At 35.5% G+C, this 24768-nt stretch carries 26 protein-coding genes, 1 tRNA gene and 3 pseudogenes; 20 read left to right on the forward strand and 10 right to left on the reverse strand.

What is annotated here, in order from left to right; genetic code table 11:
* Window positions 1-9 precede the first annotated feature (9 nt).
* Window positions 10-1287 carry a serine--tRNA ligase gene (serS, locus tag A6J68_RS03325; RefSeq protein WP_000886191.1) on the reverse strand — a complete coding sequence of 426 codons (1278 nt, stop codon included), beginning with the start codon at window positions 1285-1287 and terminating at the stop codon, window positions 10-12.
* Between the two features lie 367 nt (window positions 1288-1654).
* Between serS and A6J68_RS03330 the strand changes: the two genes are divergently transcribed.
* Entirely contained in the window at window positions 1655-2647 is a 993-nt protein-coding gene (locus tag A6J68_RS03330; protein WP_000480864.1) for an acyltransferase family protein, read from the forward strand.
* Window positions 2648-2684: 37 nt separating this feature from the next.
* Here A6J68_RS03330 and A6J68_RS03335 read toward each other — a convergent pair whose 3' ends face one another.
* The 5 genes from A6J68_RS03335 to A6J68_RS03360 form a co-directional block, all read right to left on the reverse strand.
* Window positions 2685-3047 (reverse strand): DUF956 family protein, encoded by a 363-nt coding sequence (locus tag A6J68_RS03335; protein ID WP_000079341.1) that lies wholly within the window; start codon window positions 3045-3047, stop codon window positions 2685-2687.
* Window positions 3048-3165: 118 nt separating this feature from the next.
* Window positions 3166-4077: a PTS system mannose/fructose/sorbose family transporter subunit IID gene (locus tag A6J68_RS03340; protein WP_000139227.1), complete on the reverse strand. Its 912-nt coding sequence runs from the start codon at window positions 4075-4077 to the stop codon at window positions 3166-3168.
* A gap of 14 nt (window positions 4078-4091) precedes the next feature.
* Entirely contained in the window at window positions 4092-4904 is an 813-nt protein-coding gene (locus tag A6J68_RS03345; RefSeq protein WP_000763690.1) for a PTS mannose/fructose/sorbose transporter subunit IIC, read from the reverse strand.
* Window positions 4905-4936: 32 nt separating this feature from the next.
* Window positions 4937-5947, reverse strand: coding sequence for a PTS sugar transporter subunit IIB (locus A6J68_RS03350; protein ID WP_000511103.1), 1011 nt, complete (start codon window positions 5945-5947; stop codon window positions 4937-4939).
* 301 nt (window positions 5948-6248) lie between these two features.
* Complete coding sequence (locus tag A6J68_RS03360) at window positions 6249-7061, reverse strand: Cof-type HAD-IIB family hydrolase (RefSeq protein WP_000162321.1); 813 nt, start codon at window positions 7059-7061, stop codon at window positions 6249-6251.
* Window positions 7062-7149: 88 nt separating this feature from the next.
* On the opposite strand from A6J68_RS03360, the gene A6J68_RS03365 reads away from it, so the two are divergent.
* From A6J68_RS03365 to brpA, 6 genes are all read left to right on the forward strand, one after another.
* The gene (locus tag A6J68_RS03365; RefSeq protein WP_000734042.1) at window positions 7150-7734 is read left to right on the forward strand and encodes a hypothetical protein; all 585 of its coding nucleotides are present in this window, start codon (window positions 7150-7152) and stop codon (window positions 7732-7734) included.
* Between the two features lie 89 nt (window positions 7735-7823).
* Window positions 7824-8435 carry a DUF1361 domain-containing protein gene (locus A6J68_RS03370; RefSeq protein ID WP_000865226.1) on the forward strand — a complete coding sequence of 204 codons (612 nt, stop codon included), beginning with the start codon at window positions 7824-7826 and terminating at the stop codon, window positions 8433-8435.
* A 102-nt stretch (window positions 8436-8537) separates the two neighbouring features.
* Window positions 8538-9959 carry an NCS2 family permease gene (locus A6J68_RS03375; protein ID WP_000410400.1) on the forward strand — a complete coding sequence of 474 codons (1422 nt, stop codon included), beginning with the start codon at window positions 8538-8540 and terminating at the stop codon, window positions 9957-9959.
* A 148-nt stretch (window positions 9960-10107) separates the two neighbouring features.
* Window positions 10108-10551, forward strand: coding sequence for a tRNA (adenosine(37)-N6)-threonylcarbamoyltransferase complex ATPase subunit type 1 TsaE (gene tsaE / locus A6J68_RS03380; RefSeq protein WP_000500161.1), 444 nt, complete (start codon window positions 10108-10110; stop codon window positions 10549-10551).
* Entirely contained in the window at window positions 10544-11065 is a 522-nt protein-coding gene (locus A6J68_RS03385) for a GNAT family N-acetyltransferase (RefSeq protein ID WP_000043149.1), read from the forward strand. The genes tsaE and A6J68_RS03385 overlap by 8 nt, the downstream gene beginning before the upstream one ends.
* A gap of 8 nt (window positions 11066-11073) precedes the next feature.
* Window positions 11074-12381 carry a biofilm formation/cell division transcriptional regulator BrpA gene (brpA, locus tag A6J68_RS03390; protein WP_000708161.1) on the forward strand — a complete coding sequence of 436 codons (1308 nt, stop codon included), beginning with the start codon at window positions 11074-11076 and terminating at the stop codon, window positions 12379-12381.
* Window positions 12382-12444: 63 nt separating this feature from the next.
* On the opposite strand, the gene A6J68_RS03395 is transcribed toward brpA, so the two are convergent.
* Together A6J68_RS03395 and A6J68_RS03400 are read right to left on the reverse strand one after the other, a co-directional pair.
* The gene (locus tag A6J68_RS03395) at window positions 12445-12741 is read right to left on the reverse strand and encodes a hypothetical protein (RefSeq protein WP_000690175.1); all 297 of its coding nucleotides are present in this window, start codon (window positions 12739-12741) and stop codon (window positions 12445-12447) included.
* On the reverse strand, window positions 12738-13157 hold the full coding sequence (locus A6J68_RS03400; RefSeq protein ID WP_000368099.1) for an HIT family protein: 420 nt from the start codon (window positions 13155-13157) through the stop codon (window positions 12738-12740). The genes A6J68_RS03395 and A6J68_RS03400 overlap by 4 nt, the downstream gene beginning before the upstream one ends.
* Before the next feature lie 335 nt (window positions 13158-13492).
* On the opposite strand from A6J68_RS03400, the gene A6J68_RS03405 reads away from it, so the two are divergent.
* Window positions 13493-13996, forward strand: a complete 504-nt coding sequence (locus A6J68_RS03405) for a hypothetical protein (protein ID WP_000773459.1) — start codon at window positions 13493-13495, stop codon at window positions 13994-13996.
* Window positions 13997-14047: 51 nt separating this feature from the next.
* Here the strand turns inward: A6J68_RS03405 and A6J68_RS03410 are convergent.
* A pseudogene (locus tag A6J68_RS03410) lies at window positions 14048-14234 on the reverse strand (hypothetical protein).
* Window positions 14235-14305: 71 nt separating this feature from the next.
* Between A6J68_RS03410 and A6J68_RS03415 the strand changes: the two are divergent.
* From A6J68_RS03415 to rbfA, 12 genes and pseudogenes are all read left to right on the forward strand, one after another.
* On the forward strand, window positions 14306-15031 hold the full coding sequence (locus A6J68_RS03415; protein ID WP_000912314.1) for an ABC transporter ATP-binding protein: 726 nt from the start codon (window positions 14306-14308) through the stop codon (window positions 15029-15031).
* Window position 15032: 1 nt separating this feature from the next.
* On the forward strand, window positions 15033-16067 hold the full coding sequence (locus tag A6J68_RS03420) for an ABC transporter permease (protein WP_000732710.1): 1035 nt from the start codon (window positions 15033-15035) through the stop codon (window positions 16065-16067).
* 57 nt (window positions 16068-16124) lie between these two features.
* On the forward strand, window positions 16125-16925 hold the full coding sequence (gene ccrZ, locus A6J68_RS03425) for a cell cycle regulator CcrZ (protein ID WP_000155920.1): 801 nt from the start codon (window positions 16125-16127) through the stop codon (window positions 16923-16925).
* On the forward strand, window positions 16915-17550 hold the full coding sequence (gene trmB / locus A6J68_RS03430; protein WP_001266024.1) for a tRNA (guanosine(46)-N7)-methyltransferase TrmB: 636 nt from the start codon (window positions 16915-16917) through the stop codon (window positions 17548-17550). Before ccrZ ends, trmB begins: the two co-directional genes overlap by 11 nt.
* A gap of 43 nt (window positions 17551-17593) precedes the next feature.
* A tRNA-Ser gene (locus A6J68_RS03435) sits at window positions 17594-17681 on the forward strand.
* A 357-nt stretch (window positions 17682-18038) separates the two neighbouring features.
* The gene (rimP, locus tag A6J68_RS03440) at window positions 18039-18515 is read left to right on the forward strand and encodes a ribosome maturation factor RimP (protein ID WP_041971671.1); all 477 of its coding nucleotides are present in this window, start codon (window positions 18039-18041) and stop codon (window positions 18513-18515) included.
* A gap of 35 nt (window positions 18516-18550) precedes the next feature.
* Entirely contained in the window at window positions 18551-19702 is a 1152-nt protein-coding gene (nusA, locus tag A6J68_RS03445; protein WP_000032295.1) for a transcription termination factor NusA, read from the forward strand.
* A gap of 21 nt (window positions 19703-19723) precedes the next feature.
* On the forward strand, window positions 19724-20020 hold the full coding sequence (gene rnpM, locus A6J68_RS03450; protein ID WP_001140526.1) for an RNase P modulator RnpM: 297 nt from the start codon (window positions 19724-19726) through the stop codon (window positions 20018-20020).
* Window positions 20013-20315 carry a YlxQ-related RNA-binding protein gene (locus A6J68_RS03455; RefSeq protein ID WP_001065560.1) on the forward strand — a complete coding sequence of 101 codons (303 nt, stop codon included), beginning with the start codon at window positions 20013-20015 and terminating at the stop codon, window positions 20313-20315. Before rnpM ends, A6J68_RS03455 begins: the two co-directional genes overlap by 8 nt.
* 19 nt (window positions 20316-20334) lie before the next feature.
* Window positions 20335-20487: pseudogene (locus A6J68_RS11735) on the forward strand (translation initiation factor IF-2 N-terminal domain-containing protein); the annotation flags it as partial.
* Window positions 20488-20610: 123 nt separating this feature from the next.
* Window positions 20611-23118 (forward strand): annotated as a pseudogene (gene infB, locus A6J68_RS03460) (translation initiation factor IF-2); the annotation flags it as partial.
* Window positions 23119-23225: 107 nt separating this feature from the next.
* A complete protein-coding gene (gene rbfA, locus A6J68_RS03465) occupies window positions 23226-23576 on the forward strand; it encodes a 30S ribosome-binding factor RbfA (protein ID WP_001273670.1) in 351 nt (116 codons plus the stop codon).
* 71 nt (window positions 23577-23647) lie between these two features.
* Here the strand turns inward: rbfA and A6J68_RS03470 are convergent, their stop codons facing one another.
* A complete protein-coding gene (locus A6J68_RS03470) occupies window positions 23648-24652 on the reverse strand; it encodes an alpha/beta hydrolase (RefSeq protein WP_000804611.1) in 1005 nt (334 codons plus the stop codon).
* Window positions 24653-24768 lie beyond the last annotated feature (116 nt).

Here is a 24768-nt window from a genome sequence, read left to right on the forward strand (position 1 = left end):
TTAGAGTGCCTAATTTGGTTTAATAATATCGATATTACCCATATATGGACGAAGAACTTCTGGGATAGTCACAGAACCATCTTCATTTTGATAATTTTCGAGGATTGCTGCTACAGTACGTCCAACTGCAAGTCCTGAACCATTTAAAGTATGAAGCAACCTAACTTTGCCATCAACTTCGTCACGGTAACGAATTTGAGCACGACGTGCTTGGAAATCTTCAGTATTAGAACATGAAGAAATTTCTCGATAAGTATTTTGAGCGGGAATCCATACCTCTAAGTCATACGTTTTAGCTGCTGAGAATCCCATATCTCCTGTACACAAGGTAATGACACGGTATGGGAGATTAAGTTTTTGAAGAATATTTTCAGCATTTGCTGTCATTTTTTCTAATTCTTGGTACGATTCCTCAGGCTTGGCAAATTTCACCATTTCTACTTTATGGAATTGATGAAGGCGAATTAATCCACGTGTGTCACGTCCTGCAGAGCCTGCTTCTGAACGGAATGATGGACTCATGGCAGTAAAGTATATAGGTAATTCTTTCCCATCGATAATTTCATCACGATAATAGTTTGTTAAAGGAACTTCAGCTGTTGGGATAAGTACGAATGGGCTATCTGCTAATTCGAAAGTATCTTCCTTGAACTTTGGATATTGTCCCGTACCGAACATTGAATCGTGGTTAACCATATAAGGAGGGATCACTTCAGTGTACCCTTCCTTAGCGTGTTCATCCAGCATGAAGCTGTAGATAGCACGCTCTAAACGAGCACCTAGACCTTTGTAGAAGAGGAAGCGAGAACCAGTAACTTTTGCACCACGTTCCCAATCGAGAATTCCAAGGCTTTCCCCTAAATCCCAGTGAGCTTTGGCCTCAAAATCAAATTCACGAGGAGTTCCCCAGCGACGAACTTCAACATTTTCATCCTCGTCTGCTCCAAGCGGCACATCATCAGCTGGTGTATTAGGAAGTACGGTCACCATTGATTGTAAATTAGCATCCACATCTGCCAATTCCGCATCAATTGCTTTGATATCAGCGGAAAGTGTTTGCATAGCTGTGATTTGCTCGTCTGCATTCTCTTTATTTCGTTTTGCTTGAGCAATGGCAGCAGAAGCAACATTACGTTGCGCTTTCGCCTCTTCAGATTTGATAAGTAATTCACGGCGTTTTATATCAAGTTCTTTAAGGGTTGTTAATGTTTCTTGGTCAACACCACGCGTGGCCAATTTTTTAGCGACAGCATCAAAATCTGTACGAATACGTTTTAAGTCTAACATATAGGAATCTCCTTTATACTAAAAAAAACACCCTGTCATGCTGGAGCGCAAAGGCGCGGTTCCATCCAGCTTCACAGAAGTGCACTTGATTGATTGATTAAATTATTTCCCATAAATGGAACACGGTAGAATTTCATAAAACAATCTTATCTGCTCGCAACGACCGCAGACTCTCTGAAAAGAACTATTATACTACTTATCCGTTAAGGTTATTATATCCAAAAATAAGTAAAATGTAAACCTTAACTTTATAAGCCTGCTCTTTGTTTTAGTGAAATAGCTATGCTAAAATATGATTATGGAAAAGTATACAAGTATTAAACAATCAGGTCGTCATTACGGCTTAGACCTTTTAAGGATTATTTCCATGTTCATGATTGTTATTACGCATGTTCTTGGAAAAGGTGGTCTGAGATCTTCGGTTGAGGGACACGCAGACTCCTATTTTATAGTAACGTGGATTATCCAAGTCTTAGTTTATGGGGCCGTTAACTGTTACGCACTAATAAGTGGTTATGTGGGAATTAATTCGCGTTATCGTTACTCAAAATTACTGTCTATCTGGACACAGGTTTTTTTCTACACCTTTACAATAACAGCACTTTTTGCAATCACAGGTCATGAAGTGACCTTGCTTAATTGGAGAGATGCTTTTTTCCCTATTGTCAGTGGGCAGTATTGGTACATTACTGCTTACTTTGGTCTATTGGTTTTTATGCCTGTTATTAATAATGGATTAAATGCCTTGACTGATAAACAATTAAAACAATTGGTTTTGTTAATGTTTATTATTTTTTCAATTTTACCAGCTGTTTTAAACAATCGTGTTCCAGAATTTTCATTGAGCAAGGGTTTTGAAATGACTTGGCTACTGATTTTATATATTATTGGTGCCTATTTGAAACGTATTGATTTAAATATATTTAAAACATCATACTTACTTATAGTTTATCTATTATCATTGGTTGCTACTTATGTCATGAAGTTTAGTATTGGTGATATTTGGTATTGGTATGTTTCGCCTACTTTAACTTTAGGGGCGGTAAGTTTGTTTATATTATTTGCTAGAGCAAGCATTAAGCCCTCGGGATTCTTAAAGAAAATAATTGTTGTATTAGCCCCTTCAACCTTGGGAGTTTATCTCTGTCATCTCCACCCACTAATAGTAAAATATTTTGTAAGAGATTTTGCAGAGACGTTTGTTTATGAGTCCATTTATCTTTACCCATTTTTAATTTTAGGAGCAGGGATTTTAATTTATTTGTTGGCTTTTATTGTAGAACGTATTAGATTACGAATATTTAAAGCAATCCATTTTTCTAACTTTTTGAGATGGTTTGATGACAAGTTCCCATATTAATATTAGAGTTAAAAAATAAGATAGACTATAGTCTATCTTATTTTTTAAACTTGAATATTTTTAAAATGGTCTGGATGAGGGTAGGAAGCTTAACAACTTTATCGTCTCCAATATGTCGTCTCGCATGCTTTAATATCGTTCCAGAGTCTTTAGAGGCAAATAAAAATTTTCCTTGGTCTGTAAAGACCTCAAAGTGACGACTAATTTTTTTTCGACTAACATTAGCTCCAATTTGATTGATTGATGTCCATGGAATTTGAATATAGTCGTTGACATTTTTATCGTTATAGAATTCTAATGCCTGGTCACCAACTAAAAATTTTCCAACTTTATTCCCCATACCTAAATACGAAACTCCTGTTGTTTGAAATTCAACAGTTTTGTTTAATGATTGTGCCATGACTAATCCCTTTTTAATTTATAGTAGTTTGATTATATCATAATAGTGGGACTCTAAGTGGATTTTTGGTAATAAAATATAAGAGATGGAATACTATTGTAACCATCTCTTAGTTTTATTACATCACACCTGCAAGGCGAGCTAGAATACCAACGATAAACAAACCGATGATAATTGTAATTGGTGATACTTTCTTCTTAAGTAACCACATACAGAAGAATGTAAGAAGTAATCCAGCTAAACCAGGAATAAGTGAGTCAAGTTGTCCTTGAAGTGTTTGTGGTTGCATTTTATCAAGGCTTAAGCCACTCTGAACTTGTCCTAGGATATCATGCAATTGTTGTCCACTAACATGGTCTTTAGGGAAATTGATGTATGCCCCTTCTGACAATGTCTTTTTAGGAAGGTCTACAGTAAAGTTAATTGCTACCCAACGCTTAACAAGGACAGCAAGAATGAACATACCAAGGATTGAAGCACCTTTAGTAATATCTTGGAGGATACCGCCAGACATATCTTTAGTAATTTCTTTACCTGATTTGTAACCTAACTCTTGTGTATACCATAAGAATGACATACGAATGAGGTTCCAACCAACAAAGAAGATGATTGGTCCGAGGATATTACCAGCAGAGGCAAGTGAAGCACCAAGAGCACCTAAGATAGGACGTACAGTAAACCAGAATACTGGATCACCAATACCAGCAAGAGGTCCCATCATACCGATTTTAACCCCTTGAATTGCTTTGTCTTCGACAGGTGTACCGCTTGCTTTTTCTTCCTCAAGAGCAAGGGTTACACCGATAATTGGAGCAGCAACGTATGGATGTGTGTTAAAGAATTCCATATGGCGCTCAAGCGCAGCAGCACGATCTTCTTTAGTAGTGTAAAGTTTTTTCAATGCTGGGATAAGAGCGTAGGCCCACCCCATATTTTGCATACGCTCATAGTTCCAAGAACCTTGAAGGAATTGTGAACGCCACCAAACTTTTTGACGATCTGATTTTGATAATTTAATTTGTTCAGTCATTGTTTAGCTCCTTTCTAGTAGTCCTCTAAGATATCGCCGATAGGATCGTTAGAACCTGCGTTAGAAGTACCTTTGCTTCCACCCATTTTTGATAAACTGATGTAGATGAGGGCGATAGCAACACCAATAGTACCCATTGCAATAAGAGTTAACTGGTTCAAAGCTGCTAGAGCAAATCCAAGAGCAAAGAAAGGCCAAACTTCGCGAGTAGCCATCATATTGATAACCATAGCGTAACCAACGGCAACAACCATGGCACCACCAACTTGCATACCACCATTTAACCAATCAGGCATTGCTTCAAGAATACTTTGTACTGAAGAAGATGGAATAGCTAAAAGAAGCGCAGCTGGGAATGCAATACGTAATCCTTGGAGAAGGAGGGCAATAAAGTGAAAACGTTCAATTGCTGCGAAGTTTCCTTCAGAAGCAGCTTTGTCACCAGCGTGAACAAGTGCAGTTGAGATTGTACGAACAATCATTGTAAGGAAAAGTCCAGCAATAGCTAGAGGTACAGCAGTAGAGAAGGCAAAGTTGATACCTTTTTGAGTGAAGTCGCCACTTTTAACCAAAATAATAGCAGCAGCAACAGAGGCAAGTGCAGCGTCTGGTGCTACGGCAGCTCCGATATTTGCCCAAGCAAGAGCAATCATTTGGAGACTACCACCAAGAATAATACCCGCTTCGAGGTGACCAGTTACAAGACCGATTAAAGTACAAGCAACAAGAGGTTGATGGATTTGGAATTGGTCGAGGATACCTTCAAGACCAGCAAAGAAGGCAACGATAACGACCAAAATCATTGAGATAATTGAAATATCCGCCATTTTGATATCCTTTCGTTTTCAGAGATAATAAGTTATTTTACGTTTGCTTTGTTGATTAAATCAAACAAATTCTTTTTAGCGTCATTTGGTACTTTACGTACATCAAATGATACACCTAAGTCACGTAATTTTTCAAAGGCAGCAACATCGTCTTTATCCATTGAAAGAACGTTGTTTACCATTGTTTTACCAGTTGAGTGAGCCATTGAACCAACGTTCAATTCAGGGATTTCCACACCACCTTCAACTGCACGGAGTGCATCTTGTACAGTTTCAAATAAGATCAAGGCACGTGTGTTTCCGAAACGTGGGTCTTTAGCTACTTCAATTAATTTACTAATTGGGACAACGTTTGCTTTGACTCCTCCAGGAGCAGCTTGCTTAATCAATTGTTTACGAAGTTCATCTTTAGAAACTTCATCAGAAGCAACGATAATACGGTTTGCTTTTGATGCTGGAGTCCATGCAGTTGCAACTTGACCATGTAAAAGACGTGTGTCAATACGAGCAAGATTAATTTTAAGCTTGCCATCTCCAATAACAGTTCCTTCAGGGATAGATCCACTTTGTTTAACTTCCGCAGGAACATCTGCAGGAACACCTGCTACAGGAGTAGCTTCTACAACAGGATTAAGTTCTTCTGGAAGGGCTTTGATACCTTCCTTAGACTCTTTAATAATATTTGCGGCAACTTGTTCAACACCTGCATTAGCGTCCATCATACGCTCAGTATAGGCTTGGATAAGCATTGGCAAATTGAGACCAGTGATGATAGCCATTTTACGTTCAGGATTTTCTCCCATAACACGGCTTGCTTGGTTAAATGGTGACCCACTCCAAAGGTCAGCTAACACAAGCACCTCATCATCAGCATCAAATTGTGCGATAGCATTGTTGAAGTGTCCATACAAATCATCTGGTCCTTCATTTGGCATGAAAGTTACAACTTGAACTTTTTCTTGTTCACCAAAGATCATTGAACCTGATTGATGAATACCTTCAGCAAATTTACCATGGCTGGCAATAATAATACCGATACCCATTCTTGTTCTTCCTCCTTAAAAAATTTTTTCGTTGACATAAAGAAGAATAATCTCCTTCCAATCGTAAAATTGGCCATTCTTTTTCATTTCAACGAAATTATAGAACAGATATATTTTAAAACGTTTTCAGAAAAAAATCAATACTATTTCTAATAAAAATTAAAAAAAAGATATTTTTTTCACAAATACCTTTTATAATGGGGGAAGAGAGTGGTAACTTTTTTTGTTAATAATATAGTAGAAAACCTAAAAAACGATTTCTATTAGAATTCTGTTTCAATAGAGATCGTTTTTGAAAATACTACAATAATAATTTTTCTAGAGTTTTAGCAACACCATCTTCTTCGTTTGTCCATTGGATTTGTTGGTCGGCATATGGAAGTAGAGTTGGACTAGCATTTTTCATAGCATATCCTGTATGTGCAAAGGCCAGCATCTCGGTGTCATTGTGTTCATCTCCAAAGGCAATCAAATTTTCTTGTGAAAGATTGAGTGATTTTAATAAATGTTTGAGAGCATAAGCTTTGTTAACACCTTTAGGTGAAAATTCGAGTATATTCAATGGACCACCCCAAGAATCTACTTCTAGTTCGTGATTAAAATGTTGTCGTAACTCTTTAGCTAACTCATACTTATCTTTATGACGTGTTTGCATCAATAGAGCATTTGGATTGCGTGTGATTTTAGTAACATCTAATGCCATTTTATCAGTAATTTCATTGACACCGAATAATTGTGGGTTAATTTTATCACGATTATCCATAGTAATGTAAAAATTTTTACGGTACTCGCTAGCAATAAAATCGGCTTGGATAGCATCTGATAAATTTAAGGTTTCAAGGAGTAATTTTTTATCAATCGTTGCACTATGCTCAAACGCCCACTTTTTTTCGGGGATATGAGTTAAAGCACCGTTAAAATTTATCATTGGTGTTTTTAAATCTAGGCGTAAATAATGAGCGAGTGCCATACGGTATGGGCGTCCGGTTGTAATAATTACTTTGTGTCCTTGAGCTTGAACTTTTCGAAGTGTATCAGCGGTGTAGTCAGAAATAGTGTTATTATTATGTAATAGAGTACCGTCTAAATCTACGGCGATAATTTTCTTTGTCATGCTGACATTATATCAAAAATAGATTTCAATAAAAAGAGACAGTAGAAATATGATATAATAACTGTGGAAATATGGAAGTTGGTGGATTATGAAAAAGTTAATTTGGAGTCATCTTTTTGCCATAGTCAGTATTTTAGGGATATGGTATTATCATGTAAAAATTGATCATTTGATGGTAATTCTATTGGCATCAGTCTTGTCGTTAGAGATGGGATTCATTGCTTATTATAGTCGTAATATTTTTATTCGTCTTTTAGCAAGTTTAGGCCTTTTATTTTTTTACCCACAGAGTTTAGGGATTTTTCTTAGTTTAGTGAGCTTAGAGTGGTCAACAAAAGACATTTGGCAGTCTAATCATTTTATGCAATATATGGCATACCTTCTTGCAATTCTTTTTATTATCTCTTCAGCTTTACTAAGTTTGAAGCTATTGGTAAATGCATATGATATTAGTAAAAGGTATCAATTAGCAACTGTTATACCTGTAATGCTTTTTAGTAGTTTTGCCTTTTGCTTAGAAAAATCAGGATCATTAGGTTTAGAAGGAATCATTTTAAATCCGTCAGCATTTTTTAATGGAATACAGACTAATATGGCTAACCTTGATTTTAAAGCCTTGTCTTGCCTTTTTTTAGTACAATTATTACTTTGGGGAATATTAATGGAAGACTAACCACAACAGGGTTAGTCTTTTAGGTTTGAAGTTTATTTAACCTTAATTTAATAATATGTTGTATAATGAGATATTAATTGGAGGTTAGAATGAAAGTAAAACTATTTGCGATACATTTATTTTTTATTGTTATTTCTTTTGGGATTAAATATTATCATTTGCAGGGACCAAATTTGATTTGGAATATGACTCTAGCCCTAATAGCGTTAGATTTTGCATACCTTACTAGTTTATTTAAGAAAAAAATTCTTATCGGTCTTTTTGCACTTGCTTGGTTTTTTTTCTATCCTAATACCTTTTATATGTTGACGGATATCATTCATATGCATTTTGTCGGAGACGTTCTTTATAATAAGACAAATTTAATACTTTATATCTTGTATGTATCTAGTATCTTGTTTGGTTTTTTATCAGGTATCGAAAGTTTTTCTGTGATTATGCGTAAATTTAGAATTAGCAATATATTTTTAAGATGGGGAATTATTGGAATTGTATCATTTGTTTCAAGTTTTGGTATTCATATTGGTCGTTATGCCCGTCTAAATTCATGGGATATCTTAACGAAGCCACAAGTGGTAATTAACGAACTTTTAGCGGTTCCGAGTAGGGATTCATTCCACTTTATTTTAGGATTTACATTTTTACAGGTATTGTGTCTTATTTTTATGGATTATTCTGCAGGGAAAAAGCTTGAAAAGTGAATTATTTTTTGTTAATATATATTAATCGTTCGTAAATATACGAACGATTAATTTTTTTAAAAGTGTAAAATAACAAAAAATAAAGGAGAATCCGATTTTAAAATGGAAAAGTTTTTTAAGCTAAAGGAACACGGGACGACAATTCGGACTGAAATCACTGCTGGTCTAACGACTTTCTTTGCAATGTCGTACATTTTGTTTGTAAATCCAGCTATTTTATCTCAGACTGGGATGCCAGCACAAGGAGTTTTCTTAGCGACGATTATTGGTGCCGTTGTAGCTACATCTGTTATGGCTTTCTATGCTAACCTTCCCTATGCACAAGCTCCTGGGATGGGATTAAATGCTTTCTTTACATATACAGTTGTCTTTGCATTGGGATATACATGGCAAGAAGCCTTAGCCATGGTATTTATTTGTGGTTTGATTTCTCTGATTATTACTTTAACGAAAGTTAGAAAGATGATTATTGAGTCTATCCCAACAACTTTAAAATCAGCCATTACAGCAGGAATCGGAACTTTTTTAGCATACGTTGGGATTAAAAATGCTGGTTTTTTGAAATTTTCAATTGATCCTGGGACGTATGATGTTGTTGGAAAGGGTGCTGCGAAAGGATTGGCTACTATTACAGCAAATTCTTCAGCAACGCCAGGGCTAGTGTCGTTTGATAATCCAGCAATTTTATTATCTTTGATTGGTTTAAGCATTACCATCTTCTTTATTGTAAAAGGTATCCGTGGAGGGATTATTCTATCGATATTAACAACGACCCTCTTAGGTATTTTAATGGGAGTGGTTAAGTTAGATGCTATTAATTGGGAAGCAACTAACCTCTCGGCCTCTTTTAGAGATTTGAAGCAAGTATTTGGAGTTGCATTAGGAGAGAAAGGATTAATTTCTTTATTTTCTAATCCTTCACGTCTACCAAGTGTATTAATGGCCATTCTTGCTTTTTCACTGACTGATATTTTTGATACCATTGGAACGCTCATTGGTACCGGAGAAAAAGTTGGTATCTTAGCAACGACTGGTGATAATCATGAATCTAAGAGTTTAGACAAAGCACTCTATTCAGACTTAATTGGGACAACTTTTGGTGCTATTTGTGGAACATCTAACGTTACAACCTATGTTGAGTCAGCAGCAGGAATCGGAGCTGGTGGTCGTACAGGATTGACAGCCTTAGTAGTTGCTGGTTTGTTTGCTATATCTAGTTTTTTTAGTCCACTAGTATCTATCGTTCCGAGTCAAGCTACTGCACCAATATTGGTTATTGTTGGTATTATGATGCTTTCAAATTTAAAAGATATCAAATGGGATGATATGTCAGAAGCTATCCCAGCTTTCTTTACTTCTCTTTTTATGGGGTTTACTTATAGCATTACTTATGGTATTGCAGCTGGTTTCTTGACCTATACACTAGCTAAAGTCATCAAAGGACAAGCAAAAGATATTCATGTGGTACTGTGGATTTTAGATATATTATTTATTCTAAACTTTATCAGCTTGGCTATTTTGTAATATTATAGTTTGATAAATAAGATAAAAGGAAATCAGATTTGTAGCCTGGTTTCCTTTTTTCTTAAGAAAAGTGAAGAAATATATGCTATGGGGCTGTCAGAATCAGCAAACTGTTGGAAGACAGAGATATTTCTGGTATAATATCTCTATGTTTTATACTCAAAATGAAGAAGAGCTTATTGCCCTAGGGCAAAAACTGGGTACTGTTTTAAAGTCAGGAGATATCGTATTATTGACTGGTAATTTAGGTGCAGGCAAAACAACTCTTACAAAAGGTATTGCAAAGGGATTAGACATAAAACAAATGATTAAGAGCCCAACTTACACTATTGTTAGAGAATATGAAGGGCGTGTACCACTTTACCATTTGGATGTTTATCGTATTGGAGATGATCCTGATTCTATTGACTTAGATGACTTCTTGTTTGGTCAAGGAGTAACAGTTATTGAATGGGGAGAGTTGCTTAGTGATAACCTTATCAATAACTACTTAGAAATTGTTATTACGAGGAGCAATCAAGGACGTCAAGTTCAGTTAGAAGCTTATGGGCATCGCGCAAGAGAAATTATTGAGGCGATTCAAGATGTCTAAACAATTTGCTGTTGATTTTATAGAAGCTTCGAGAGAGGAAGCATCTGCGCTTCTTGAATTTTTAAATACTGTTACTGAGGAAACAGATTTTATTTTGCATACGGTGAGCAATCAACTATCTTTGCCAGAAATGGAAACGTTTATTGAAAATACCTTAATAACGAAAAATTGCATTTGTTTGATTGCTAAATTAAAAAATAAAGTGATCGGCTTGATAACAATCATTAGTCAGTCTGATATTGAAATTGAACACATTGGGGATCTTTTTATTGCTGTTCAGAAGGATTATTGGGGGTATGGTATTGGTCATATTCTCATGGAAGAAGCAATAGAATGGGCGTCAGATAACGATATTACACGCCGCTTAGAACTATCAGTCCAAGGACGTAATGAACGTGCTATTCACCTCTACCAAAAATTCAGTTTTGAAATAGATGGGCTTCAAACAAGAGGTATTAAAAGAGAAAATGGAGAATTTCTAGACATTTACAGAATGAGTAAGTTGATAGATTAGGAATATACATGAAAATTTGGAAAAAAATAACCTTAATGTTTTCTGCAATTATTTTAACAACAGTAATTGCATTGGGAGTCTATGTTGCCTCAGCTTATAATTTTTCGACTAATGAATTGTCTAAGACTTTTAAAGATTTTAAGCTAGCTAAATCAAAAAGTCATGCTATTGAAGAAACAAAGCCGTTTTCAATACTATTAATGGGTGTGGACACAGGTTCAGAGCATCGAAAATCTAAGTGGTCAGGAAATAGCGATTCTATGATCTTAGTCACTATAAATCCTAAAACTAATAAAACAACGATGACAAGCTTAGAACGTGACGTATTGATTAAATTGAGTGGTCCCAAAAATAATGGACAGACTGGCGTAGAAGCAAAGCTAAATGCAGCCTATGCTTCTGGTGGTGCGGAAATGGCATTGATGACTGTTCAAGACTTATTAGATATTAATGTTGATTACTTTATGCAAATTAATATGCAAGGATTAGTTGATTTGGTCAATGCTGTTGGTGGTATAACAGTAACTAATAAATTTGACTTTCCAATATCAATTGCTGCCAATGAACCAGAGTACAAGGCTGTTGTTGAACCAGGGACACATAAAATAAATGGAGAACAAGCACTTGTTTATTCTCGTATGCGCTATGATGATCCAGAGGGAGATTATGGGCGTCAAAAAAGACAACGTGAAGTAATTCAAAAAGTCCTTAAAAAAATATTGGCGTTAAATAGTATTAGTTCATACAAAAAAATTCTTTCCGCAGTAAGTAATAACATGCAAACTAATATTGAGATATCATCAAAAACGATTCCTAATTTGTTAGCTTATAAAGATTCATTGGAACATATTAAATCTTATCAGTTGAAGGGTGAAGACGCTACTCTATCAGATGGTGGCTCTTATCAAATTTTAACTAAGAAACATCTACTTGCAGTTCAAAATAGAATTAAGAAAGAGCTGGATAAAAAGCGTAGTAAAACTCTGAAGACAAGCGCGATTCTATATGAAGATTACTATGGTACTACTGCTAGTAATGATTCTTCTACTTATTCATCAACACAAGAGAATAATTATAATACAACACCTTATTCAGAAGCACCACCAAGTTACAGTGGTAATACTACTTATAGTTCTGAGACTAATCAAACAACTCATCAAAGTTACTATAATAGTAGCACTCCTGCTAGTAACTATAGCAGTAACACTAACACAGGTCAGGCTGATTCAAGTGGAAGTGTTAATAATTATAACGGGGCTGCAACGCCTAATCCAAACACAGGAACGCAACCAGTACCAAGTCAAACTAATCCATAAAATATAAAAAAGAGCATTATTTGCTCTTTTTATATTTAGAGTAGATATTTTTATACCGTCGGCTTATTCGTCTTTCTCTTGATATTTAGCCATGCGTTGATTAATTTCTTCTAAACGAGGTTGAATATCTTTATTAAACACTTGGAATTTATGATTGAGTTCTTGAGAAATTAATCTGATTTTTTCTTTTTCCTGACTAATAATAGCAAGATCATTTTTGATACGTTCTAATTTTAATTTAGCTGAATCTGTCTCATTTTTTGTATTTTGATAGGAATCCTTGATAGTTTTTCTATTTTTGTAAAGTTCAAGCGCTCCTAAACTAACTAAACCTAGTGCAATTAAACGACCTATTTTCATAATTGAATCTCTTTTCTAATTTCTTTGGCTAATTTTGCAAGTGCCTCAAAGTCGGGTTCATGAGTAGTGTAGTGAATTTTGATACCGTCTGATTCATCAAAGCGGGGAACAAGGTGGACGTGTGCATGAAAAACAGTTTGTCCAGCAATTTCCTCATTGTTGTTAATAATATTCATTCCTTTGGCTTTTGTAGCAGCTTGGACAGCACGCGCCACTTTAGGCAAGCGTTCAAAGGTTATCTGTGCAGTTTTTTCATCCATCTCTAACACATTTCGAACATGTTTTTTAGGAATAAGAAGGGTGTGCCCAGTCGTAGTTTGTGTAATGTCGAGAAAAGCTAATACTTCATCATCTTCATAAACTTTTGATGAAGAGATTTCTCCACTGATGATTTTACAAAAAATACAATTATCCATAACTAATTCCTTTCATGTTGAAAAATTTATTGGGTAGCTATTAAGGAATGGTAAATTTTTATCGTTTGATAGGTCATAAGTCGTACAGGTGGATAAAAGTAGCCTGTATTGATTGTGATATCTATATTTACCATCATACTTATCTTAGCATGACCTAAAGGGTATTGCAATTTTTAATGATGTTTATTATTGAGTAAGTACATTTCTAGAATTTTGGAAGTATCTAAAATAAATTTAAATATAATGATTGACATTTTTATCTAATGAAATGTATAATAAATAATATAAATAAAATAAAAATGATAATTGAGATTTATCATAGAAGGAAAACTATTTTGAAATTAAATAAAATCATATTATCTACTGCAGCTCTTACTGCTCTCTTTTTAGGATATAATAGCGTTACTGCGGATACATATAATAACTATCAGCCACATAGATCAAATAATATGGATTTAACTGAGGAATATAACTATAATAACCAGATAGAACTTCAGGAGCGTATAAAAAACCTAAATATACCTTTTAAAGAAAAACTTGCCTTACTCAGAAAGGTTAAATCAAGACAAGATTCTTATGTATTAGACACATTAAGAAAAGAAGTTGAAAATAAAAACAGTGAGTATTCAGAACTAGAGCAAGAATACCAAAGAATTTCGGCTCTTATTAATGCTAAGTTTCCGCAAGGGAAATCTAGTTTAGCAGAAAAATTACATAAAGAACTAATTTGGGACTTGGATGGTGTCAAATATGATGAGGGGATTTCTAAGAGAACTACTCTAAAAAAATTAGAAGGTAAACTCAACGAATATACTAAAAAATACAGTTATTTATTCTGATAATTGACTTTGGTAATTTTATAGCCTAATATTCTGATTACTTTGCATTTATTATATTGATACTAAAAAGACACCTTTTTGAGGTGTCTTTTTTTGTCCGATGAGTGATGGAGGTGCTTTTTGTAAACATAATGGGAGCATGGGGTAGCTTGGCATTTCAATTAGATGTAAAAGCGGACAAAATAGGTTTAAAGTTATTTTCAAAACTATAAGGGAATTCTAAGATACAATTATCCATAAGAATAGACCTTCCCTTTCTTATTTTGTTATAATAGTTAATAAAGTATATCAAAGATAGAGAGAATGACAATGTTAAAAATTGAAAATGTTACAGGGGGGTATGTTAATATCCCAGTTTTAAAAAATATTTCTTTTGAAGTAAATGATGGAGAGTTAGTTGGATTAATTGGGCTTAATGGTGCAGGAAAATCAACCACTATTAACGAGATTATTGGTATTTTGAGACCCTATCAAGGAGATATTACCATTGATGGCATTAGTCTTGAAGCCAACCAAGAACTTTATAGAAAGAAAATAGGCTTTATTCCTGAGACACCAAGTCTCTATGAGGAACTAACTCTCAGAGAACATTTAGAAACGGTAGCTATGGCGTATGATATTGCCACCGATGAAGTTATGGCACGTGCGCAAAAACTATTAGAGATGTTTCGTCTAACAGATAAATTAGACTGGTTTCCAATGCATTTTTCAAAGGGAATGAAACAAAAGGTTATGATTATCTGTGCTTTTGTTGTATCTCCAAGTTTATTTATTGTTGATGAACCATTTTTAGGTTTGGATCCACTAGCTATTTCAGATTTGATTAATCTTCTAGCAGAAGAAAAAGCTAAAGGGAAATCTATTTTGATGTCAACACACGTATTAGATTCTGCCGAAAAAATGTGTGATCGTTTTGTTATTTTACATAAAGGAGAAATACGGGCAGTTGGAACCCTAGAGGAATTACGGGCTATTTTTGGAGACAGTAATGCTAATTTAAATGACATCTACATAGCTCTGACAAAAGAGGTGTGATATGAAAAAGTTATTTAATAAACGTCGAAGTCTCTTTTTAACTCAAAATAGTAAATATTTGAGATACGTCTTTAATGATCATTTTGTATTAGTATTAATGTTTTTGTCAGGTTTTTTGTTATATCAGTATAGCCAGTTACTAAAAGACTTTCCAAAAACACATTGGCCAATTATCGTGATTGTGTCAATCATTATCTTAATGTTACTAGCGATGGGGGAAATAGCCAGCTATTTAGAACCGGCTGATAAACAATTTTTACTTATAAAAGAAGAAGCAATAAAGGAAATTATAAATTCTGCTAAAAAACGGACTTATATCTTTTGGTTGGTTGTTCAAACCTTATTTTTAGTATTAATATCACCAATTTTGATAAAGTTAGGCTTGTCAGTTTTTATGATTACATTGTTAATTTTTGGTCTAGGAATAATCAAATGGTTGGTGATAACTTACAAGGTAAAGGTCTTTTATAACAATCAAAATTTGAACTGGGATGCAGCTATAAATCATGAGCAGGAAAGAAAACAGGCTATATTAAAATTTTTCTCTTTGTTTACAAATGTTAAGGGAATTTCGACAAGTGTAAAACGTCGTTCATTTTTAGATGTTATTTTAAAACTTATTTCTAAAACGCCATCGCGTTTATGGACTAACTTATTTGTGAGGGCATTTCTAAGAAGCTCAGATTATCTTGGTTTAACCATAAGGTTGGTAACTTTAAATATCTTATCAGTCATCTTTGTTAACGAAACCTACCTCGCCCTTGCTCTGGCATTTGTATTTAACTACTTATTATTGTTCCAATTATTAGCTTTAGGTCACCATTTTGATTATCAATACATGAATCAGCTCTATCCAGTTAGATTAAATGCTAAAGCAAGTCAGCTAAAAGGTTTTCTCAGAGTGTTATCATATGCTGTGACAGTAATTGATATCATACTTATAAGAGAATTGAAACCTGTTATATTATTGATAGTTTTGATGTTAATTGTGACGGAATATTACATCCCTTACAAAATAAAGAAGATGATTGACTAAAGCCTATAAAACAAGTAAAATAAGAGGAAACGACTAAATGAAAAGGAGGGACTGCTGGTGACAATATCAAATCAAGAATTGACGCTTACTCCCTTAAGAGGAAAAAGTGGCAAAGCCTATATTGGTACTTATCCAAATGGTGAACGTGTCTTTGTCAAATATAATACGACACCTATTTTGCCAGCCTTAGCTAAGGAACAGATTGCGCCACAACTACTGTGGGCACGCCGTACAAGTAATGGCGATATGATGAGTGCTCAAGAATGGTTAGATGGTCGAACATTGACTAAAGAAGATATGGGTAGTAAACAGATTATTCATATTTTACTGCGCCTGCACAAGTCTCGTCCCTTAGTAAATCAACTGTTACAATTAGGGTATAAAATTGAAAACCCTTATGATTTGTTGATGGATTGGGAAAAACAAACTCCTATTCAAATCCGAGAAAACACTTATTTGCAATCTATTGTGACTGAGTTAAAGCGTAGTTTACCTGAGTTTCGAACAGAGGTTGCAACAATCGTTCACGGAGATATCAAACATAGCAACTGGGTTATTACAACAAGTGGTTTAATTTATTTGGTTGATTGGGATTCTGTTCGTTTAACAGATCGCATGTATGACGTTGCATATATTTTAAGTCATTATATTCCACAAAAACACTGGAAAGATTGGCTGTCTTACTACGGTTATAAAGATAATGAGAAAGTCTGGAGCAAAATTATTTGGTATGGGCAATTTTCATATTTATCACAGATAATCAAATGTTTTGATAAACGAGATATGGAGCATGTCAATCAAGAAATTTATGAATTACGAAAGTTTAGAGAGTTAATTAAAAAGTATAATGCGAGTTAGAAAACGTAAGGGTGCAGAGGAACACTTAGAAAATAATCCGCACTATGTTATTTCAAATCCAGAAGAAGCCAAAGGGCGTTGGCATGAGATTTTTGGAAATAATAACCCCATTCACATAGAAGTTGGTTCCGGAAAAGGGGCTTTTATCACTGGTATGGCAGAGCAAAATCCAGATATCAATTATATTGGAATTGATATTCAATTGTCAGTGCTTTCCTATGCTCTGGATAAAGTTCTAGATAGCGGTGCTAAGAATATCAAATTACTATTAGTTGATGGTTCTAGTCTATCAAACTACTTTGATACTGGCGAAGTTGATTTGATGTATCTTAACTTTAGTGATCCATGGCCTAAGAAAAAGCATGAGAAACGTCGATTGACCTATAAGACTTTCTTGGATACCTATAAAGACATACTTCCTGAGCAGGGGGAAATTCATTTTAAAACAGATAATAGAGGTTTATTTGAATATAGCCTTGCTAGCTTTTCTCAATACGGTATGACTTTAAAACAAGTTTGGTTAGATTTACATGCAAGTGATTACCAGCAAAATATCATGACTGAGTACGAACGCAAATTTTCAAATAAAGGACAGGTCATCTATCGTGTAGAAGCACGATTTTAGAATAAGTAAATAGTAAGTGGGTAGTTATTTGCTACTCCTTTATGGAGAGGTCGCATAGTGGCTGAGTGCGCACGCTTGGAAAGCGTGTAGTCCCTAATGGGGGCTCGGGGGTTCGAATCCCCTCCTCTCCTTTAATCTTGTTAATGTATCAGTGTTTATTAAGTGTTCACCTTTTTCACTCGTCAAAAGTCCAAGTTTCGAAAAATTTCTTTTATTTTATCATCGTTTCTCTTTGAGCTTGAAGTATTAGCATAAAGTTTTCTAAGCTCTTACAAAGAATTGAGGACAAATTTTAATTTTTTGATATAAGATTAGTGTACGGTGATGCTAATTTAAAGTAAATGATTGCAATAATCGTATTTTGTGCTATAATAGTATTAAATAATACAGAAAGGGGCGGAGTTTTACTTCGCCTCTTATGTGTGTGATTCATAGAATTTATAGTCATTGTAAGTTCTAAAGCAAGTTAGAAAGAAGAGGTAGCTGTTATCGCAAATCAAACCATTGTTGATATTGTTACTCAAGTCGTAACTCCTGCTATTCAAGCACCGTTTGAATTAGTAGATGTAGAATACGAAAAAATGGGTGGCGACTATGTGCTCAGTATTTTAATTGATAAACCCGGAGGCATTACGGTTGAAGATACAGCACAATTGACAGACGTTGTAAGTCCCTTACTTGACACAATTCAACCAGATCCATTTCCAGAACAGTATATGCTTGAAGTCTCAAGTCCTGGGTTGGAAAGGCCACTTAAAACAGCAGAAGCATTATCAAATGCTGTTGGGTCTTATATCAATGTAAGTCTGTATAAATCCATTGATAAAGTTAAAATATTTGAAGGTGACTTATTATCATTTGATGGTGAAACCTTGACAATTGATTATATGGACAAAACACGTCATAAAACTGTAGATATTCCCTATCAGACGGTTGCAAAAGCCCGTCTTGCGGTTAAACTTTAAGAAAGGATGATTCTTGCGAAGCAAGAATGGACACTATGAGCAAAGAAATGCTAGAAGCCTTCCGTATTTTGGAAGAAGAAAAACACATTAATAAAGAAGATATTATTGATGCAGTTACTGAGTCACTAAAATCTGCCTATAAGCGTCGTTATGGTCAATCAGAATCATGCGTTATTGAATTTAACGAGAAGAAAGCAGACTTTACCGTCTATACTGTTCGTGAAGTTGTTGATGAAGTTTTTGATAGCCGTTTGGAAATTAGCCTAAAAGACGCACTTGCTATTAGCTCAGCGTATGAACTTGGTGATAAGATTCGCTTTGAGGAATCTGTTACAGAATTTGGACGCGTGGCAGCTCAGTCAGCAAAACAAACTATTATGGAAAAAATGCGTCGTCAAATGCGTGAAGTAACCTTCAATGAATACAAACAACACGAAGGTGAAATTATGACTGGTACTGTTGAACGATTTGACCAACGTTTTATCTATGTCAATCTCGGTTCACTCGAGGCGCAATTATCGCATCAAGATCAGATTCCTGGGGAGAGCTTTAAATCTCACGATATGATTGACGTTTATGTCTATAAAGTGGAGAATAATCCTAAAGGTGTCAACGTTTTTGTTAGCCGTAGTCATCCAGAGTTTATCAAACGCATTATGGAGCGAGAAATTCCAGAAGTATTTGATGGAACTGTTGAGATTATGAGCGTCTCTCGTGAGGCTGGAGATCGTACTAAAGTTGCTGTACGCAGTCATAATTCAAACGTTGATGCGATTGGAACAATTGTTGGACGCGGTGGAAGTAACATTAAAAAAGTTATCAGTAATTTCCATCCTAAACGCGTTGATGCTAAAACAGGATTGGAGATCCCAGTTGAAGAAAACATTGATGTTATTCAATGGGTTGAAGATCCAGCGGAATTCATTTACAATGCTATTGCACCAGCCGAAGTTGATATGGTACTTTTTGATGATGAAGATACAAAACGTGCTACTGTAGTTGTTCCAGATAGCAAGTTATCGCTAGCTATTGGTCGCCGAGGACAAAATGTGCGTTTAGCAGCTCATTTGACTGGCTATCGTATTGATATTAAATCTGCAAGTGAATACGAAAAAATGGAAGCGCAAGAACTTCAAACTGAGGAAGTAGCTCAAGAATCTGAAGTTATTTCAGATAAGGCAGAATAATATAAATGAGAGAGGTGTTTTATGGCTAAAACAAAAAAAATACCTTTAAGAAAATCAGTTGTTTCTGGTGAAGTGATCGATAAGCGAGATCTTTTACGAATTGTTAAAAATAAAGAAGGACAGGTTTTTATAGATCCTACCGGAAAGCAAAATGGTCGAGGTGCCTACATAAAATTGGACAATGATGAAGCTATCCTAGCGAAAAAGAAACGAGTGTTTGATCGCAGTTTTTCAATGGAAGTTTCTGATGAATTCTATGATGAACTATTGGCATATGTCGACCATAAGGTCAAAAGAAGAGAGTTAGGCCTTGAATAATTCAGAAAAAGTATTAAATCTCATTGGGTTAGCACAGCGTGCGGGGCGCCTTATTACAGGTGAAGAATTGGTTATTAAAGCAATTCAAAATCAACAAGTATCGCTAATCTTTCTAGCAAATGATGCTGGCCCAAATTTGACGAAAAAAGTAACTGATAAAAGTAATTACTACAAAACAGAAGTCTCCACAGTGTTTTCAACACTGGAATTAAGTGATGCGTTAGGCAAACCAAGAAAAGTGGTTGCTGTCGCAGACGCTGGATTTTCAAAGAAAATGAGGACTCTTATGGCATAACAGAATAGGAGGACATCAATTGTCAAAGAAAAGATTACACGAAATCGCTAAGGAAATTGGAAAAACGAGTAAGGAAGTGGTTGAGCAAGCTCAATCGCTTGGCTTACCTGTAAAAAGTCATGCTTCTAGCGTTGAAGAAAATGATGCTACACGTATTGTTGAGAGTTTTAGCTCTTCTAAAACTAAAGCTCCAACAAATTCTGTTCAAACTAATCAAGGTGTGAAAACAGAATCTAAAACTGTTGAAACCAAACAAGGCTTGTCCGATGATAAACCTTCAACTCAACCTGTAGCTAAACCGAAACCACAAAGTCGTAACTTTAAGGCGGAGCGCGAGGCTCGTGCTAAAGCTGAAGCGGAGAAGCGTCAACATAATGGGGATCACCGTAAGAATAATCGCCATAATGATACACGCTCTGACGACAGACGCCATCAAGGTCAAAAGCGTTCAAATGGTAATCGTAATGATAACCGACAAGGTCAGCAAAATAACCGTAATAAAAATGATGGGCGTTATGCTGATTATAAACAGAAACCCCAAACGCGTCCTCAGCAACCTGCAGGCAATCGCATTGACTTTAAAGCTCGAGCAGCAGCTTTGAAAGCTGAGCAAAATGCTGAATACTCACGTCATAGTGAGCAGCGTTTCCGTGAAGAGCAAGAAGCCAAACGTCAAGCAGCTAAGGAGCAAGAACTAGCTAAAGCAGCAGCGTTAAAAGCGCAAGAAGAAGCTCAAAAAGCTAAGGAAAAACTTGCTTCTAAACCTGTTGCTAAGGTAAAAGAAATTGTCAATAAAGTAGCCGCTACGCCATCACAGACAGCAGATAGTCGTCGTAAAAAACAAACTCGTTCTGATAAGTCTCGTCAATTTTCAAATGAAAATGAAGATGGTCAAAAGCAAACAAAAAATAAGAAAAACTGGAATAATCAAAACCAAGTGAGAAATCAAAGAAATAGTAACTGGAATCATAATAAGAAAAATAAAAAAGGTAAGACTAATGGAGCTCCAAAACCAGTAACAGAGCGTAAATTCCATGAATTACCAAAAGAATTTGAATATACTGAGGGCATGACCGTTGCGGAAATTGCAAAACGTATTAAACGCGAACCAGCAGAAATTGTTAAAAAACTCTTTATGATGGGAGTTATGGCAACGCAGAATCAATCATTAGATGGAGACACTATTGAGCTATTGATGGTTGACTACGGGATTGAAGCACATGCTAAGGTTGAAGTTGATGAAGCTGATATTGAACGCTTCTTTGCAGATGAGGATTACCTTAATCCTGATAACTTAACGGAACGTCCGCCTGTTGTTACTATCATGGGACACGTTGACCATGGTAAAACAACTCTTCTTGATACTCTACGTAATTCACGTGTCGCTACTGGCGAAGCTGGTGGAATTACTCAACATATTGGTGCTTATCAGATTGAAGAAGCTGGCAAGAAAATTACTTTCTTGGATACACCAGGGCATGCGGCCTTTACTTCTATGCGTGCGCGTGGTGCATCAGTAACTGATATTACTATCCTTATCGTTGCCGCTGATGATGGTGTCATGCCGCAGACAGTTGAGGCAATTAATCACTCTAAAGCTGCGGGTGTCCCAATTATTGTTGCTATCAACAAAATTGATAAACCTGGTGCAAATCCAGAACGCGTTATCAGTGAATTAGCTGAGCATGGTGTCATCTCTACTGCATGGGGTGGTGAGTCTGAATTTGTTGAAATTTCAGCTAAGTTTGGTAAAAATATTCAAGAATTACTTGAGACAGTTCTTTTAGTTGCTGAAATGGAAGAATTAAAAGCAGATGCAGATGTTCGTGCTATTGGTACTGTTATTGAAGCCCGTCTTGATAAAGGTAAGGGAGCCGTTGCAACGCTTCTTGTCCAACAAGGTACTTTAAATGTACAAGATCCAATCGTTGTTGGTAATACATTTGGACGTGTTCGTGCGATGACTAATGATCTTGGGCGTCGTGTCAAAGTTGCGGGTCCATCTACACCAGTTTCTATTACTGGTTTGAACGAAGCTCCAATGGCTGGTGATCATTTTGCTGTTTATGCAGATGAGAAAGCTGCGCGTGCTGCAGGTGAAGAACGTGCAAAACGTGCTCTCTTAAAACAACGCCAAAACACGCAACGTGTTAGCCTCGAGAACTTATTTGATACCCTTAAAGCTGGTGAAGTTAAGTCAGTTAATGTTATTATCAAAGCTGATGTGCAAGGTTCTGTAGAAGCACTTGCAGCTTCTCTCCTTAAGATTGATGTTGAAGGAGTAAAAGTTAATGTTGTTCACTCAGCAGTTGGTGCTATTAATGAGTCTGATGTAACTCTTGCTGAAGCATCAAATGCTGTTATTATAGGATTTAACGTACGCCCTACTCCACAAGCTCGTCAACAAGCCGATGCTGATGATGTCGAAATTCGTCAACATAGCATTATCTATAAAGTTATCGAAGAAGTTGAAGAAGCGATGAAAGGTAAACTTGATCCTGAATACCAAGAAAAAATCCTTGGTGAAGCCATTATTCGTGAGACCTTTAAAGTTTCAAAAGTGGGAACTATTGGTGGATTTATGGTTATCAATGGTAAAGTTACTCGTGATTCAAGTGTTCGTGTTATCCGTGATGGTGTTGTCATTTTTGATGGTAAATTAGCAAGTCTTAAACACTATAAAGATGATGTTAAAGAAGTCGGCAATGCTCAAGAAGGTGGTCTAATGATTGAGAATTATAATGATCTCAAAGAAGATGACACTATTGAAGCATACATTATGGAAGAAATTAAACGTAAATAACCCCTATGAGAAACCCAACTTGTATCTTTAGTTGGTAGGGAATACAAAATTATGGCTAGGCTCGTCCTAGCTTTCAAGTTATGAGCACAATGAAGAAAGGATTAATTATGGCTAATCATCGTATTGATCGCGTTGGAATGGAAATTAAACGTGAAGTCAATGAGATTTTGCGTCTCCGAGTTAATGATCCACGTGTACAAGATGTCACAATTACTGATGTTCAGATGTTGGGTGACCTTTCAATGGCTAAAGTATTTTATACTATTCATTCGACACTTGCTTCTGATAATCAAAAAGCACAAATTGGTTTAGAAAAAGCAACTGGTACTATTAAGCGTGAACTTGGCAAAAACCTTACTATGTATAAAATACCAGATTTACAATTTGTTAAAGATGAATCTATTGAATACGGAAATAAGATTGATGAAATGTTGCGAAATCTAGATAAAAAAGATTAAGAATAATAAAAAATAAACCATGTCAAAATCATGGTTTATTTTTTATAGCTTTAGAGTTGAGATAGCTAGTATTAAGGAGTTTTATTGATGATATCAATCATTTGATACTGTGCTGTTTTAGCTTCTTCAATAGGGTAAATTGGATAAACATGATTCATTCCCTCTTGTGCAATATAGTTAACGGGGTGATTAGCTGCTTGGAGTTGTGCAGCATAATCGCGAATATCTGGGAAGAATATTTCTCGTGTTCCAGTAAATAACGTAATAGGAGCGAGTTTAGTAGCAGGGGCATTTTTAGGACTAACATATGTATGGTTAGTATTATTAGAACCATTTGCCCAAATTTCACCTACACGTGCGAGACCCCAAGCAGATAGGATAGGATCGGTATCTTCGTATTTGGGAATTTCTGGATGTTTCATTGTCACATCTAGCCATGGAGATAAGAGGATAATATTTTTAGGTTGAGGAATAGCCTCTTGCCCTGATTGGTGAGACAATGCATGCGCTAATCCTAGTGCTAATCCTCCGCCAGCTGAATCACCCATCAAAGTGAGATTAGCGTTTTTTTCATGAAAGTGTCTATAAAGGTTAACCAATCTAGGGATAGCATAATCATAGGTATAACGAGGAGTTTTTGGATAAATTGGTAAAATAATTTTTGCATCAAGACTAGTTGAGAGCGTCTTAAGCATGCTGATATGGTAAGGCGTTGGATTATTTAAGTAAGAGCCACCAGCTAAATAGAAAATGGTCTTTTGATTAGCTTTACCGTTGTCATTCCAAGAATAGACTTGCATATCAAAAAGTCTCTCTTGAACAAGCCCTCCATTAACAGAGTTTGGGTCTAAGTAATAACCCTTATCAGATTGTTCACGGCTAGCATTTAAGTACTTTTGAAATGAGCTTTCATCTTGAACTTTATAATAACTTTTATCGCGCTTTAGCCAAAAGTATTGTTCGATAAACCAACTTTTCCATGAACGCCCACTTGCTTTTGCATGTGGTGTACAGGCGATGGATAAAATGGTGATAATACTAAATAGTAGCAATAGTTTTTTGAAGGACGGTTTCAAGGTATTCTCCTTAATATAATGTTATTTTTGTGTAATATTATTATAATAAAACCAACATCTTTGTCAATAGAATAAAGAAAGATGAGAAATGTTTTTCGGTTTACAAATGTAGATTT

The organism is Streptococcus sp. 'group B', assembly GCF_002073795.1.
GTDB classification, from domain to species: domain Bacteria; phylum Bacillota; class Bacilli; order Lactobacillales; family Streptococcaceae; genus Streptococcus; species Streptococcus agalactiae.

What these genes read in the sequence shown, in the direction of transcription:
- A6J68_RS03395 (WP_000690175.1), bottom strand. Translation starts at nt 12,741, where the DNA reads ATGAAAATAGGTCGTTTAATTGCACTAGGTTTAGTTAGTTTAGGAGCG.
- A6J68_RS03345 (WP_000763690.1), bottom strand. Translation starts at nt 4,904, where the DNA reads ATGGCGGATATTTCAATTATCTCAATGATTTTGGTCGTTATCGTTGCC.
- A6J68_RS03370 (WP_000865226.1), top strand. Translation starts at nt 7,824, where the DNA reads ATGAAAGTAAAACTATTTGCGATACATTTATTTTTTATTGTTATTTCT.
- rnpM (WP_001140526.1), top strand. Translation starts at nt 19,724, where the DNA reads ATGGCTAAAACAAAAAAAATACCTTTAAGAAAATCAGTTGTTTCTGGT.
- tsaE (WP_000500161.1), top strand. Translation starts at nt 10,108, where the DNA reads ATGTTTTATACTCAAAATGAAGAAGAGCTTATTGCCCTAGGGCAAAAA.
- nusA (WP_000032295.1), top strand. Translation starts at nt 18,551, where the DNA reads ATGAGCAAAGAAATGCTAGAAGCCTTCCGTATTTTGGAAGAAGAAAAA.
- trmB (WP_001266024.1), top strand. Translation starts at nt 16,915, where the DNA reads ATGCGAGTTAGAAAACGTAAGGGTGCAGAGGAACACTTAGAAAATAAT.
- rbfA (WP_001273670.1), top strand. Translation starts at nt 23,226, where the DNA reads ATGGCTAATCATCGTATTGATCGCGTTGGAATGGAAATTAAACGTGAA.
- A6J68_RS03400 (WP_000368099.1), bottom strand. Translation starts at nt 13,157, where the DNA reads ATGGATAATTGTATTTTTTGTAAAATCATCAGTGGAGAAATCTCTTCA.
- A6J68_RS03330 (WP_000480864.1), top strand. Translation starts at nt 1,655, where the DNA reads ATGTTCATGATTGTTATTACGCATGTTCTTGGAAAAGGTGGTCTGAGA.
- A6J68_RS03365 (WP_000734042.1), top strand. Translation starts at nt 7,150, where the DNA reads ATGAAAAAGTTAATTTGGAGTCATCTTTTTGCCATAGTCAGTATTTTA.
- A6J68_RS03385 (WP_000043149.1), top strand. Translation starts at nt 10,544, where the DNA reads ATGTCTAAACAATTTGCTGTTGATTTTATAGAAGCTTCGAGAGAGGAA.
- A6J68_RS03415 (WP_000912314.1), top strand. Translation starts at nt 14,306, where the DNA reads ATGTTAAAAATTGAAAATGTTACAGGGGGGTATGTTAATATCCCAGTT.
- A6J68_RS03360 (WP_000162321.1), bottom strand. Translation starts at nt 7,061, where the DNA reads ATGACAAAGAAAATTATCGCCGTAGATTTAGACGGTACTCTATTACAT.
- serS (WP_000886191.1), bottom strand. Translation starts at nt 1,287, where the DNA reads ATGTTAGACTTAAAACGTATTCGTACAGATTTTGATGCTGTCGCTAAA.
- A6J68_RS03350 (WP_000511103.1), bottom strand. Translation starts at nt 5,947, where the DNA reads ATGGGTATCGGTATTATTATTGCCAGCCATGGTAAATTTGCTGAAGGT.
- brpA (WP_000708161.1), top strand. Translation starts at nt 11,074, where the DNA reads ATGAAAATTTGGAAAAAAATAACCTTAATGTTTTCTGCAATTATTTTA.
- A6J68_RS03340 (WP_000139227.1), bottom strand. Translation starts at nt 4,077, where the DNA reads ATGACTGAACAAATTAAATTATCAAAATCAGATCGTCAAAAAGTTTGG.
- A6J68_RS03375 (WP_000410400.1), top strand. Translation starts at nt 8,538, where the DNA reads ATGGAAAAGTTTTTTAAGCTAAAGGAACACGGGACGACAATTCGGACT.
- A6J68_RS03335 (WP_000079341.1), bottom strand. Translation starts at nt 3,047, where the DNA reads ATGGCACAATCATTAAACAAAACTGTTGAATTTCAAACAACAGGAGTT.
- A6J68_RS03420 (WP_000732710.1), top strand. Translation starts at nt 15,033, where the DNA reads ATGAAAAAGTTATTTAATAAACGTCGAAGTCTCTTTTTAACTCAAAAT.